The 13,371-nt window shown below is 65.2% G+C and carries 8 protein-coding genes, 1 tRNA gene and 1 pseudogene; 6 read left to right on the top strand and 4 right to left on the bottom strand.

Going from position 1 to position 13,371, the window contains the following annotated elements:
• Positions 1-15: 15 nt before the first annotated feature.
• The 3 genes from glpX (at position 16) to CYD53_RS13585 (ending at position 3,204) form a co-directional block, all read left to right on the top strand.
• On the top strand, positions 16-1,014 hold the full coding sequence (gene glpX / locus CYD53_RS13595) for a class II fructose-bisphosphatase (RefSeq protein WP_103718636.1): 999 nt from the start codon (positions 16-18) through the stop codon (positions 1,012-1,014).
• A 201-nt stretch (positions 1,015-1,215) separates the two neighbouring features.
• Positions 1,216-2,409: a CaiB/BaiF CoA transferase family protein gene (locus CYD53_RS13590; RefSeq protein WP_103718635.1), complete on the top strand. Its 1,194-nt coding sequence runs from the start codon at positions 1,216-1,218 to the stop codon at positions 2,407-2,409.
• 15 nt (positions 2,410-2,424) lie between these two features.
• Positions 2,425-3,204, top strand: a complete 780-nt coding sequence (locus CYD53_RS13585; RefSeq protein ID WP_103718634.1) for an enoyl-CoA hydratase/isomerase family protein — start codon at positions 2,425-2,427, stop codon at positions 3,202-3,204.
• Between the two features lie 225 nt (positions 3,205-3,429).
• On the opposite strand, the gene CYD53_RS13580 is transcribed toward CYD53_RS13585, so the two are convergent.
• Complete coding sequence (locus CYD53_RS13580) at positions 3,430-5,085, bottom strand: FAD-binding dehydrogenase (RefSeq protein WP_103718633.1); 1,656 nt, start codon at positions 5,083-5,085, stop codon at positions 3,430-3,432.
• A 299-nt stretch (positions 5,086-5,384) separates the two neighbouring features.
• On the opposite strand from CYD53_RS13580, the gene recJ reads away from it, so the two are divergent.
• The 3 genes from recJ (at position 5,385) to CYD53_RS13565 (ending at position 10,606) form a co-directional block, all read left to right on the top strand.
• A complete protein-coding gene (recJ, locus tag CYD53_RS13575) occupies positions 5,385-7,190 on the top strand; it encodes a single-stranded-DNA-specific exonuclease RecJ (protein WP_103718632.1) in 1,806 nt (601 codons plus the stop codon).
• A gap of 145 nt (positions 7,191-7,335) precedes the next feature.
• Positions 7,336-7,410: transfer RNA gene (locus CYD53_RS13570), tRNA-Glu, on the top strand.
• Positions 7,411-7,819: 409 nt separating this feature from the next.
• Positions 7,820-10,606, top strand: a complete 2,787-nt coding sequence (locus tag CYD53_RS13565; protein WP_103718631.1) for a UPF0182 family membrane protein — start codon at positions 7,820-7,822, stop codon at positions 10,604-10,606.
• A gap of 371 nt (positions 10,607-10,977) precedes the next feature.
• Here CYD53_RS13565 and CYD53_RS13560 read toward each other — a convergent pair whose 3' ends face one another.
• From CYD53_RS13560 to CYD53_RS30275, 3 genes and pseudogenes are all read right to left on the bottom strand, one after another.
• Positions 10,978-12,120: a GNAT family N-acetyltransferase gene (locus CYD53_RS13560; RefSeq protein WP_103718630.1), complete on the bottom strand. Its 1,143-nt coding sequence runs from the start codon at positions 12,118-12,120 to the stop codon at positions 10,978-10,980.
• A complete protein-coding gene (locus CYD53_RS13555; protein ID WP_210202340.1) occupies positions 12,117-12,968 on the bottom strand; it encodes an alpha/beta hydrolase in 852 nt (283 codons plus the stop codon). Before CYD53_RS13555 ends, CYD53_RS13560 begins: the two co-directional genes overlap by 4 nt.
• A gap of 85 nt (positions 12,969-13,053) precedes the next feature.
• A pseudogene (locus CYD53_RS30275) lies at positions 13,054-13,371 on the bottom strand (arginase); the annotation flags it as partial.

Here is a 13,371-nt window from a genome sequence, read left to right as displayed (position 1 = left end):
CCAAGGGAGCCATCCATGTCCGAAGACCTCCGTATTTCCCCGAACCAGATCATCGAGCGCTATCTTTCGATGGAGCTGGTCCGCGTCACCGAGCGCGCCGCGGTTTCGGCCGCGCGCCTGCGCGGCCACGGCAACGAGAAGGCGGCGGACCAGGCGGCGGTCGACGCGATGCGCCGCGAGCTCAACCGCCTGCCGATCGACGGTGAGATCGTCATCGGCGAGGGCGAGCGCGACGAGGCGCCGATGCTCTTCATCGGCGAGAAGGTCGGCACCAGGCAGGGCCCCAAGGTCCACATCGCCGTCGATCCGCTCGAGGGCACGACGCTCTGCGCCAAGGACATGCCCGATTCCATCGCCGTGATGGCGATGGCCGAGGCCGGCAAGCTGCTCAACGCGCCCGACGTCTACATGGACAAGATCGCGATCGGCCCGGGTTATGCCCGCGGCGTGGTCGATCTCGACGCCTCCGCGACCGACAACATCCATGCGCTGGCCAAGGCCAAGGGCGTCAAGCCGAGCGAGATCTCGACCCTGATCATGGACCGCCCGCGCCATGCCAAGCTGATCGAGGAGGTCCGCAAGACCGGATGCTCGATCCGCCTGATCACCGATGGCGACGTCGCCGGCGTGATCTACTGCACCGAGCCGGAGAAGACCGGCATCGACCTCTATCTCGGCATCGGCGGCGCGCCTGAGGGCGTGCTGGCGGCAGCCGCGCTGCGCTGCGTCGGCGGCCAGATGCAGGGCCGCCTCATCCTCGACACCGAGGAGAAGCGCGCCCGTGCCCTCACCATGGGCATCACCGATCCGAACCGGAAATACAGCATGGAGGAGATGGCCTCGGGCGATACCATCGTCTGCGCCACCGGCGTCACCAATGGCGGCATGCTGAAGGGCGTCAAGTTCGGCAAGGAGGTCATCGAGACCGAGACGATCGTCTATCGCTCGATCACCGGCACCGTGCGCCGGATCTATGGCGAGCACCGCGAATTCGGAAAGTTCAAGCTGGATTGAGCCCGAGGGGCGAGAGCCTCCTCGAACCTTGGAGCGTTTTCGAGCGAAGTGGGTACCGGTTCGCGTGAAGAAAACGCGTTAAAACATAGAGCTAGAGCTGTTGAACGATCCAATTGGATCGGAAACCGCTCTAGCGCGTTCTTCGAGCGAAATGGACACCGGCTCGCGTCAAGAACGCGCGTTGAATTGCTGTAGAGAGCCATGCCGCGCCCGACGCCGTCTTCAGCGCTCAACCGTCTCCGCGTGCTCGATCTCTCGCGCGTGCGTGCGGGGCCGACCTGCGTGCGGGTCTTCGCGGATTTCGGCGCCGATGTGATCAAGGTCGAGAGCCCGCCGGGCTTCGACCCCAACGAGAACATGAGCGGGCCACGGCATGGCTACGACATGCAGAACCTGCATCGCAACAAGCGCTCGCTGACGCTCAACCTGAAGACGGAAGGCGGCGCGGCGGTCCTGCGCAAGCTGATCGAGAGCGCCGACCTCCTGGTCGAGAACTTCCGTCCCGATGTGAAGGAGCGGCTCGGCCTCGATTTCGAGACGCTGCACGCGCTCAACCCGCGCCTGATCCTGGTCTCGATCTCGGGCTTCGGCCAGAGCGGGCCTTACCGGACGCGCGCCGGCTTCGACCAGATCGCCCAGGGCATGGGCGGAATGATGTCGGTGACGGGCCTGCCCGGCCAGGGCCCGGTGCGCGCCGGCATCGCGGTCGCCGATTCCGCTGCCGGGCTTTATGGCGCGATCGGCGCATTGGTGGCGCTGCAGGAGCGTGCGGTCTCCGGCAAGGGCCAATGGGTCCAGACTTCGCTGCTCGAGGCCCAGATCGCGATGATGGATTTCCAGGCGGCGCGCTTCCTGGTCGAGGGCCAGGTGCCGCCGCAGGCCGGCAACGACCATCCCTATTCGACGCCGATGGGCGTCTATGCGACGCGCGACGGCCACATCAATATCGGCGTCGGGGCGGAAGGACATTGGCGCTCCTTCTGCGGCGCGATCGACCGCCCCGACCTCGCGGCCGATCCACGCTACGACAATATGGCGAAGCGGCTCAAGGCGCGGCCCGAATTGCGCGTGCTGATCGAGGCGATTCTGAGCACGCAGGACAGCGCCCATTGGCTGGCTGCCTTCGAAGCGGCGGCGGTGCCGGCCGGGCCGATCTATGCGGTCGACGCGATGTTCGACGATCCCCAGGTCCAGCATCTGGGCATTGCGCAGCCGGTTTCGCATCCGGTGCTCGGCGATATCCGTGTCGTCGGCGAGCCGGTCGGCTTGTCGCGTACGCCGGCTTCGGTGGCGACGCCGACGCCCGAGGCGGGCGAGCACAATGCCGAGATCCTGGGCGAGCTCGGCTATGACGAGGCCGCGATCACGCGTTTGAGGGAAAGCGGCGCGATCTGAAGGAGGCAAGAGAGCATGGACGACGAGATTCTCTATACCGTTGCGGACGGCATCGGCACGATCACGCTCAACCGCCCCCAGGCTCGCAACGCGCTGACCTTCGCGATGTATGAGCGGCTCGCCGCGATCTGCGGCGATCTTCCCGGCCATGGCGACCCGAAAGTGCTCGTCCTCACCGGCGCGGGCGAGAAGGCTTTTGCCGCCGGCACCGACATCACGCAGTTTCGCGCCTTCAATACGCCAGAGGATGCGCTGGCCTATGAGAGCCGGATCGACCGCATCATCACGGCGATCGAAAGCTGCCCGATTCCGACCATCGCCGCGATCTCGGGCGCGGTGACGGGTGGCGGCGCCAGCATCGCCTGCGCCTGCGACATCCGGATCGCGACGCAATCCGCCCGTTTCGGCTTTCCGGTGGCGCGCACGCTCGGCAATTGCTTGTCGATGAGCAACTACGCCCGGCTTGCGACCCTGCTCGGCCCGGCCCGCGTCAAGGACATCGTCTTCACCGCGCGCTTGATCGAGGCTGAGGAGGGGCAGCGCATCGGGCTCTATAACGAGCTCGTCGCCGACCATGCCGCGCTCCTCGTCCGGATGCGCGAACTGGCGACCACGATCGCAGGCCATGCGCCCCTCACGATGCGCGCGACCAAGGAGGCGCTGCGCCGCATCGCCAGGGCCAATGGCCACCCGCAGGGCGATGACCTTGTCCTGATGTGCTATATGAGCGCCGATTTCCGCGAGGGCATGGAAGCCTTCCTCGGCAAGCGCGCGCCGCACTGGCAGGGCAAGTGAGCCGGGCGGAGCGGCAGCCAGGAATGCCTGTTTGGGCTCGGAACCACTGCGTCATTCCGGGGCTACGCGAAGCGTAGAGCCCGGAACCCAGAACCGACGGAGCGGGGAAGCAGGCTCCGTCATCGGCAGCGCTCATGTCGTCACCACCTGCGGTTCTGGGTTCCGGGCTCGATCCTTTGGATCGCCCCGGAATGACGGCGTGGTTCCGAGTGTAAGCGGCGTATCTTATCCCACCGCCTTTGCCGCGGCGCGCCCGGCGGTTCGGCCGGAGAACAGGCAGCCGCCAAGGAAGGTGCCTTCGAGCGCGCGATAGCCATGCAGGCCGCCGCCGCCGAAGCCGGCGGCTTCTCCGGCCGCGTAGAGCCCGGGCACCGGCTCGCCCGTCCCATCCAGCACGCGCGCGGACAAATCCGTCATCAGGCCGCCCAATGATTTGCGGGTCAGGATATTGAGCCTGACGGCGATCAGAGGACCATGCGCAGGGTCGAGGATGCGATGCGGTTTTGCGGTCCGGATCAGGCGGTCGCCGAGATAGGCGCGGGCGCCGCGCAGCGCCGTGACCTGCAGATCCTTGCCGAAAGGGTTGTCGAGCGTGCGGTCGCGCGCCTCGATCTCGGCCCTGAGCCTGATCTCGTCGATCAGCGCCTCGCCGGCAAGCGCGTTCATGCGCGCGACCAGCCGGGACACATCGTTCTCGACGATGAAATCCTCGCCCTTGTCCATGAAGGCCTGGACGGGGGCGGGCACGCCGCCGCCGGCCCGTCCCAGCACCTGGCGCCAGCTCTTCCCGGTCAAATCGGGATTCTGCTCGGAGCCCGAGAGCGCGAATTCCTTGGCGATGATGCTGCGGTTCAGCACGAACCAGGAATAATCGTAGCCCGTCTTCATGATGTGCTCGAGCGTGCCGAGCGTGTCGAAACCGGGAAACAAGGGCACCGGCAGGCGGTTGCCGCGCGCGTCGAACCAGAGCGAGGAGGGGCCGGGCAGGATGCGGATGCCGTGTCGCGGCCAGATCGGCGCCCAATTGGCGATGCCCTCGACATAGTGCCACATCCGGTCGCCATTGATCAGCCGGCCGCCCGCCGCCTCCGCGATCGCCAGCATCGCGCCGTCGACATGGTCGGGCACGCCTGAGAGCAGGCGCCGGGGCGGTGCGCCCAGGCGCTGCGGCCAGCTCGCCCGGACGAGATCATGATTGCCGCCGATGCCGCCGGAGGTGACGATCACCGCCTGCGCCTTGAGCGCGAAAGCCCCGACCGCGCCGCGCGAGCTCTTCGCCCCGCGCGCGACCGTGCTCGCCTCCAGGATTTCGCCCGCGACGCCGTCGACCGCACCAGTGCTGCGGGACAGCGCGGTGACACGGTGGCGACAGCGCAGCTCGACCAGGCCACGCGCCTGCGCCTCCTTGAGCCGGCGCAGGAACGGCTCCAGCACGCCGGGACCCGTGCCCCAGGTGACATGGAAGCGCGGCACGCTATTGCCGTGGCCGCTGGCGAGAGAACCGCCCCGCTCGGCCCAGCCGACGACCGGGAACCAGCGCATCCCCATCCCATGCAGCCAGGCGCGTTTCTCCCCAGTGGCGAAGTCGAGATAGGCCTGCGCCCAGGCGCGCGGCCAGTCGTCCTCGGGTCGGTCGAACCCGGCCGAGCCGAACCAGTCCTGTGCCGCGAGTTCGTGGGAATCGCGAATGCGCAGGCGGCGCTGCTCGGGCGTGTCGACCATGAACAATCCGCCGAGCGACCAGAAGGCCTGCCCGCCGAGCGATTGCTCGGGCTCCTGGTCGAGCAGGATGACCTTCCGGCCGGCGTCAGCGAGCTCGGTCGCGGCCACGAGCCCGGCGAGGCCGGCTCCGATGATGATGACGTCCGCATCCTGCCCCACGCCTGCTGCCCTTTCCCGGCTGCTTGCCGCGCAGTATGGCGATCGCCCAAGCTCCGGCAAGGCAGGCAGCGGTCATGTCAGGGCTATCGCATGTGACCCTACAGCCCTCATCCTGAGGAGCGCTTCCGCAGGAAGTGCGTCTCGAAGGATGCTCCAGAAAGCGTTTCCGGAGCAAACTGGAGCATCCTTCGAGACGCCGCTCCGCGGCTCCTCAGGATGAGGGCTCAAAAATCCAAAGGCGTTTTTGCTGTTCAGGTAGCGGTTGACGAATGCGCCCGCCTGCGCGACGCCCTTAGGCCATGAGTCTCATTCCCCAGCGCCTTTTCCTCGGCGTGTCCCATTCCGTGCTCGGCCGGCCCTGGCGCGACAGGCTGGATGCTGCGGGGCTCGGTCGCGCCGAGGTCCTGGCGCAGCTCGAAGGCATTCCCGACACCTTGTCGCGCCTGCTCGCCGGGCGCGGCGTCGAGCCCAGTGAGGCCTTGCGCTTCCTCGAACCCCGCCTGCGCGACCTCCTGCCCGATCCCGCTGTCTTGACCGATATGGAGGCCGCCGCCACCCGCCTTGCCGCAGCGGCGCAGCGGCGCGAGAAGGTTGCGATCTTCGGCGATTACGATGTCGACGGCGCCTGCTCGGCGGCCCTGCTCGCGGGCTTCCTGCGCCAGGCCGGCGCGCAGCCGCGCATCCATATCCCCGACCGCCTGATCGAGGGCTATGGCCCCAATAGCGACGCGATCCGCATGCTGGCGGGCGAAGGCGCGACGCTCTTGGTCACGGTCGATTGCGGCACCACCAGCCATGAGCCATTGGCCGAGGCGCAAAGGCTCGGGCTCGACGTCGTCGTCCTCGATCACCATCAGGCGCCCGAATTGCTTCCGCCCGTCGCAGCATTGGTCAATCCCAACCGGCAGGACGATCTCTCCGGGCTCGGCCATCTCTGCGCGGCAGGTGTCGTCTTCCTGACGCTCGTCGCCCTCAGCCGCACGCTGCGGCGGCAAGGTTTTTGGGCGGGCAGGGCGGAGGGCGAGCCCGATCTGCTGGCGGCGCTCGATCTCGTGGCGCTGGCGACGGTGGCCGATGTCGTGCCGCTCAAGGGCCTGAACCGCGCCTTCGTGCGCCAGGGCATCGCCATATTGCGGGGGCGGACGCGGCCGGGACTGGCTGCGCTGATGGATGTCGCGGGGCTCGATGGTCCGGTGCAGCCTTGGCATCTCGGCTTCCTGCTCGGCCCGCGCATCAATGCCGGCGGGCGCATCGGCGATGCGGCGCTGGGCGCGAGGCTCCTGCTGACCGAAGATGAGATCGAGGCGCGCAGCATCGCAGCCGAGCTCAACCGGCTGAATCAGGAGCGTCAGGAGATCGAGCGGCAGGCGGTTCTGGAAGCGACCGCGCAGGCGGACCATGCGCTGATGAGCCTGCCCGACCAGCCGGTGCTGATGGCGGCCTCCGCCGATTGGCATCCCGGCATCGTCGGCCTCGTCGCGGCACGCCTGAAGGAGCGCTTCCGGCGCCCGGCCTTCGCGCTCGCCCTGAACGGGGAGGGCGGTGCGACGGGGTCGGGCCGATCGGTCGCGGGCGTCGATCTCGGCCGGGCCGTGCGCGAGGCGGTCGAGGCCGGGCTCGCGGTCAAGGGCGGCGGCCACGCCATGGCGGCCGGCGTGACGCTGGCTGCCGGGCAGGCTTCCGCCTTCCAGGCGTTCCTGGCCGAGCGGCTGGCGGCGCAGGTCGCGGCGGCAGATGAGGCCGAGGCGCTGCTGGTCGATGCGGCGCTGAGCGCGGGCGGCGCCACTCCGCGCCTGCTCGCCGAGATCGACAAGGCCGGGCCTTTCGGCGCGGGCAGTCCCGAGCCGGTCTTCGTCTTCCCCGCGCATCGCCTGGTCGAGGCGGTCGAGATCGGCAGCGGCGGCCATGTCCGCATCAAGCTCAAGAGCGGCGACGGCGCGACCGTGGGCGGCATCGCCTTCCGCGTGGCGCAGGAGCCGCTGGGGCGCGCCTTGCTGGCGGCGCGCGGCGAGAGCGTCCATCTCGCCGCGACGCTGACGCTGAACCGCTGGGGCGGTCGCGAGAGCGCCGAGCTGCGCGTCCTCGACATGGCGCGCCCGGGCTGATCGTCGTGGTTTAGCGGACAAGGCCGGTGGCGGTGGGCCCGTCCAGACTTTCCCCGGATATCGTCAAACTGGCGCTTGCAGAGGGCGCGCCCTGCCACTATACCTCGCCCCGCTTCTCGACGGGCAGCCGTCGATTCAGAGGCTCGCGACCTTCGTCTATCGGTTAGGACACCAGCCTTTCACGCTGGGGAGACGGGTTCGACTCCCGTAGGTCGCGCCAAATTGCCACCACTCCGAACAAAACTGCGAACCCATGACTGCACGGGCGGCATTAGTGTCGGTGGGTTTCCGACATGGCCAAGGCATCAACTTTAAGTGCCGCGGTATCTGACGGTGCATACGCTGGCATAGAACACGCGCTGACGTTCCAACGTGCGCATGTGCCACCCGTTGGGGCCATGCTGGGAAGAGCCGCGCTCTTGCTCGATATGCTTCCTTTATGCGAGCCAGGCTGACTTGGCGAGGAAGCGATCGGCTGGTCCGGCTCTGCCTCCAAGAGTTCGAAACAGCTTCACTCGTTCCGTGGTCCCGGCGACGGAGCTTTGAGCACCCGCGTCGCCCCGCCTTGACGCGCAGTCCCGCTCGCGAAGCAATCGGCAGGCGTCCCGGATTTCCGCTATAATCAGACCATGACGATCGGGATCGCCGGATCCGGACGGAAGGCACCACGGCATAGCGCCGTGGTCAGGCTCCTCATTGCGGCCGCTGCCGTCGGGGTTTGTCTGATCCTGCTCAGCCACGCGAGTGACTTGCTGGTCGATTGGCTGTGGTTTTCCTCGATTGGCTATCTGCAGGTTTTTTGGACAACATTCGGCGCTGAAGCCGTCGTCTTTTCTGCTGTCTGGACGGCGACTGCCGCCGCTCTCTGGCTGAACGGATGGCTCGCAGTGCGTTTTGCCGGGCGGCAGCCATTACAATCTGTTGCCGGCTTCACGTGGCAAGCTACCGGCAATATGCCGCCGCCCGATTTGCTTGCGCTCGCGCGCGATCAACTGTCCTGGCCCCCGGTTATCGCAGGCGGTGCAGGTTTGCTCGCGCTGCTCGTCGCCGCGGCAGAGGTCGGCAACTGGGGCATCGTCCTGCGGTATCTCTATCAGGTGCCATATGGCGCAGACGATCCGCTCTTCAACAAGGACATCGGCTTCTACCTCTTCTCGCTGCCCGCCTATATCCTCATCAAGAACTGGATGTTGCTCACGCTTGTCTTGAGCGCGCTTTTCGCCGGAGCGATCTACTGGGTGCACGGCGACATCGAATACGACGTGCAGCACCGATCAATCTCGCCGACCGTGATCGCTCACGGCTCGGCAGTGCTCGGTCTTCTCTTCGCGGTGAAGGCTTGGTCCTATGGTCTTGACCGCTATCTGCTGCTCTATGGCGACAACGGTGTGGTCGTCGGCGCCAGTTACACCGATATCCATATGGGGCTACCGGGCCTGTGGCTATTGATCGGATTTTCGGTCATCGCGGCGTTCGCCGCGTGGGCAAATCTCTGGGTGCGCACTTACTGGCTTCCTGCGGCCGCGCTCCTCCTCGTCGCCCTCGGCTCTTTCGTGCTGTCCGGTGCAGCCCCTGTGCTGTTCCGGAAGTTCTTCGTCAGGCCAAGCGAGTTACAGCTGGAGAAGCCGTACATCGAACGCAACATCGCGCTCACCCGTCAGGCCTATAATCTCGATCAGATCGCAACCAAGCCGTTTGCCGCCGAACAGAAGCTCTCTCTCGTCACGCTGGAGGCCAACAAGGCGACGATCGAAAATATCAGGCTGTGGGACCGGCAGCCGTTGTTGGATACCTACGCGCAGCTGCAGGAGATTCGTACCTACTACAAATTCCTTGCTCCTGACGTTGATCGCTACTGGCTCGATGGTTCCTACCAAAGCGTGATGATCTCGGCTCGCGAACTACGCCCCTCCTTGCTGCCGCCAAATGCCCAGACATGGGTCAACCGCCACGTGCTGTTTACTCACGGCAACGGCGCGGTGATGAGCCCGGTTACCCGAAAGAGTCCTGAAGGACTGCCTCTCCTCTATTTGCGGGATATTCCTCCCGTTGCAGACGGAGGTCCCAAAATCCACGAGCCGCGCATCTACTACGGCGAAGAGAGCGACAGCTACGTCATCGTCAAAGGAAGCGCGCCCGAGTTCGATTATCCAAAGGGCAAAGACAACGTCTATGCGGCCTATGATGGTACCGGCGGCGTTCCGATCGGAGCGATGGCGAGAAGAATGCTGTTCGCCTACTACTTCAACGACCCGAACCTGCTTCTCTCAAGCTACATCACGGCCGACAGCCGGATCATGATCCGCCGCAATATCCGGGAACGGGTACACACGATCGCTCCGTTTCTCTTGCTCGATCACGATCCCTATCTGGTCATCAGCAATGGGCGGATGTTCTGGATGCAGGATGCCTACACGACGAGCTCCTACTTCCCCTATGCGCAGCCCGCGCAAGATATCGATCTCAACTACATCCGCAATTCGGTGAAGGTTGTCGTCGATGCTTATAACGGGGCCGTCGACTTCTACCTGATGGATCCCGGCGATCCGATTGCCGCGACCTACCGGCGCATCTTTCCGAGCGTGTTCAAGCCGTTCGCGGCCATGCCTTCAGACCTGCAGAAGCACATTCGCTATCCGGAGGACCTGTTCTTGATTCAGGCGCAACTCTATCAAACCTACCATATGGAGGCGGCCGACGTTTTCTATAACCGCGAAGATCTTTGGCAATTTCCTCGCCAACCAGGTGGCGGTGGCACCGCAATGATGGCGCCCTATTACATCATCATGCGGCTGCCCGGGGAGTCGCATGCCGAGTTTTTCCTCATGCTCCCGATGGTGCCGAGCCGCCGCGACAACATGATCGCGTGGCTCGCCGCGCGCTGCGATGAGCCCGGCTACGGCAAGCTGATCGTTTACGAATTTCCCAAGGAAAAGCTTGTCTATGGGCCGTTCCAGATCGAAGCGCGGATCAATCAAAGTACCGAGATCTCCCAACAAATCACCCTGTGGAACCAGATGGGTTCACGGGTGATCCGCGGAGCGAACTTGCTTGCAATCCCGATCGAGAACTCGATCCTTTATGTATCGCCGCTCTATTTGCGAGCGGAGCACGGACATCTGCCGGAGTTGAAACGTGTGATCGCAGCCTACGGTGAACATGTGGTAATGAAGGAAACGCTCGCCGAGGCCTTGTCAGCGTTGTTCATAGAGCCCGGCGCTGCGCCGGCAGCTTCACGCACGACAGAGGGGATGCCCGTGACAGGCCCAGCGGCAAGTCAAGCACGGGAGGCGCTTGATCGCTACAATCAAGCAGTGGAGCGATTGAAGTCCGGAGATTGGAAAGGCTTTGGTACACAGTTCGATGCAATGCGCGAGCTTTTGGAGGAAATGAACCGAGATTCCACCGGCCACTAGTGCCTCGAATCCGCTGTCTAGCGCTGCCTCCGACGCGGAGAAGTGGAAGTTGCGAACGCGGAGGTGGCACCAGGATTGAGTTTCACTTAAAATCTTATCGCGATTTCAATAACATAGGTGTTCGCAGTTTTATCCTGAATGGCGCGCCATTTCACAGGCAAAGCTTCGAACTGTCTCCGCTCAGTCCGCGCGACCACTCATCATGTGGTCAGCCGCGCGACGTATTTGAGACGCAGTTCCAGCGACTCCGAGCGCTCATCGGCGTCGCGCAGGATGGATTCATGGATTGCCACTGCGAGACCAACCCATTGACCTGTCGCGGCTTCGTGACGATTTCTTCCCAGCCGCTTTGGGTCAACGGATATGCGCCCTTACGGTGTGACCGTTGCGAGGTTCGGATCGAACCGCCCGAAGGAGAGCCGTGGGCTGAGGTGGCCCAGTAGCCACTGCAGCGGCAGGTTGCGGTGCCGGAAGCGGATGGTGGAGGGCACGAGACGGCTGCCGAAGCGCAGCTTCGACGCGTAGGCGGTCTGCCCGGTCTGAAGCTCGCGGATGCCGCGTTCCAGGCAGAAGCGCACATTCGCCATCCAGCTCACCGCATAGAGATTGTGATCGCGGGCCAGCGGATAGCTCATGCCCAGAAACTTGTCGATGACGCGGTCGGGTTCGATCAGCAGCAGGTTGAAGGCGGCGAGCTCCTCTCCGATCCAGTAGAGCACGAAGAGGGCGCGGTCGCCGAGCGCTTTGCTGACCGCTGCAAAATATCCAGGCGGCAGCACTTCAAGCTCCCCATAGTCGAGCACACTCTGGCCGCGGGTCGATTCGTAGAGGTTGCCGATCGCGTCTTCCAACCCTGTCATGTCGCTGCGATGCTCGATACGAACTGCCTTAGCCTTGGCGAGCTTGCGGCGGATGTCCTTGCGCGTCGCAGCCGAAAGCGAGGCGAGATAGCCATCCTCGTCGGGATAGGGCAGGTCTAGTACGGCCACCGGCAGGCTGCCGAGAAGGGCGAAGCCCTCGCCGTCGAGCAGCGGGGCGAGCAGGGCATCCTCGGCCGGCGCCAGGTCCTTGAAAGCAAGCAGATGCGCGCCCTCCCTTGCCGCCTGTTGTTCAAGGGCGGCAAGCATGGCCCGCGTCGCCTCCTGACGTGCGGCCGCGCCGAGCCGCGGCGCGAAGCCGAGATGGCAGCGCTCGGCATAGGGAGAGCCGACGCAGATCACCTTGAGCGTGACGAGGCCAGGAAAGCGACTGAACAGCGCGTCAGCGATCTGCCGCAACCGTCCCTGCAGGGGCGTGTCGAGCCGGTAGTCGAGCCTGAAGAACGGCGCAACGGCAGCGATCCCAGACGCATCCTCGACGACGACGGCGGCGCAGCGCAGGCCGATGCCGGACGTCGCCGCAGCGTCGTCGCAGGCGCGGTAGTAGTCATGGCTTTCGACTTCGCCGGGCAGGCAGGTGTCCCAGGCGGCGATCTCGGCGACGCGCGCAGCGATACGGCCGGAAAAGCCAGTCATTCCGCCACGGCAGTGCGCAGCGGCACCAGCCTCTTGGTGGTGCGGCCCTTCGCGAGCCGCTTCGCCAGCGCCAGCGAGCGCTCGATCAGAATCTCACGCTGCTGGTCGATGGTGACGAGATGGTAGCTGTCGTCGAGGATCACCACATCGACGAGGCCACCGAGCCGACGCTGTATCTCGAAGGCGTTGGAGAGGCCGGCGATATCATCCTCGCGCGCATGGACCAGAAGCGTTGGACAGGTGATCGTTGGCATCTGCCTGCGCGTCTCGTCGACAAGCTGCCACATCTGCTGCAGGGCCCGCGAAGGCGTGCCCTGCAAACCAGCTTCTGAGGAATCCCCCGAAGCCATTGCCTCGCCGATCGCCTGCCGGGTGCGCTTGTGCTTGATGCCGTAGGGCTCGCGCTCGGCAAAGCTGTAATGGCGCCCCATCGGCGTATTGATCAACCACTTCAGCAGGAAGGCGTAGCGTGGGATCGACCAGCCGTCATAGCGCAAAGTGGGCGCATAGAGCGCAAGGCCATCGACATCCGCCTGGCGTCGTGCGGCCACATGCATCGCCAGCACGGCGCCCATCGAGAGCCCACCGACGATGATGCGATCGCAATTTGCACGCATGCGATCGAGCTCGGCGAAAACGCTGTCCGCCCAGTCCCGCCACTGCGTCGCCAGCAGATCGGCTTCGCTGCCGCAATGGCCCGCGAGTTGTGGACAATGCACGGTGTGGCCGGCTCGGAGCAAGGCGCGGCCAACCAGCCTGAGCTCGACGGGAGTGCCGCCCAGGCCATGGATCAGGAGGAAGCCGGTGCCGTCCCCCGAATAGCGCAAACTATAGTCGGCGGTTGTCACCAGATGATCTCCGGTCGGGCGATGTGGGGAGTGCCTTCAACGTCGCAGATCACGGAGAATGCGAACCAGAGGATCAGGGACAGGCTCATGGCAGCACCCGTTCGAAACAATCCAGCAGGGCGGCGTTGACCTGCGCATTGATCGCCAGATCATCCGCCGACGGCTGGAAGCGCGGCGGATGGTCGAAATAGGCCAATGTCGCCCGCAACGGGTCGGAAAAGACGGCGCGGGAATAGTCGCCGCAGATATCGATCCCGAGCACCTCGCACTGCGCGGCCAGCCGCTCGACAGCCGACAGCAGCTGGCTGAGCGGCATGTCGCCCTGGTCCCAGTTGGTCACGGCGTCGCTGCGGCCGAGCACATCCTTGTCGATGGTGATCCAGATCGCCTTCGTCGGCAGCCC

The organism is Allobosea psychrotolerans, assembly GCF_002917105.1.
Classification (GTDB): domain Bacteria; phylum Pseudomonadota; class Alphaproteobacteria; order Rhizobiales; family Beijerinckiaceae; genus Allobosea; species Allobosea psychrotolerans.
Note: the sequence above shows the minus strand (reverse complement) of the source record. Positions and strands in the feature narration are given on the sequence as shown.

Coding starts and splice junctions, on each gene's coding strand:
- CYD53_RS13590 (WP_103718635.1), top strand. CDS start 1,216: ATGCCGCGCCCGACGCCGTCTTCAGCGCTCAACCGTCTCCGCGTGCTC.
- CYD53_RS13560 (WP_103718630.1), bottom strand. CDS start 12,120: ATGACTGGCTTTTCCGGCCGTATCGCTGCGCGCGTCGCCGAGATCGCC.
- glpX (WP_103718636.1), top strand. CDS start 16: ATGTCCGAAGACCTCCGTATTTCCCCGAACCAGATCATCGAGCGCTAT.
- CYD53_RS13585 (WP_103718634.1), top strand. CDS start 2,425: ATGGACGACGAGATTCTCTATACCGTTGCGGACGGCATCGGCACGATC.
- recJ (WP_103718632.1), top strand. CDS start 5,385: ATGAGTCTCATTCCCCAGCGCCTTTTCCTCGGCGTGTCCCATTCCGTG.
- CYD53_RS13565 (WP_103718631.1), top strand. CDS start 7,820: ATGACGATCGGGATCGCCGGATCCGGACGGAAGGCACCACGGCATAGC.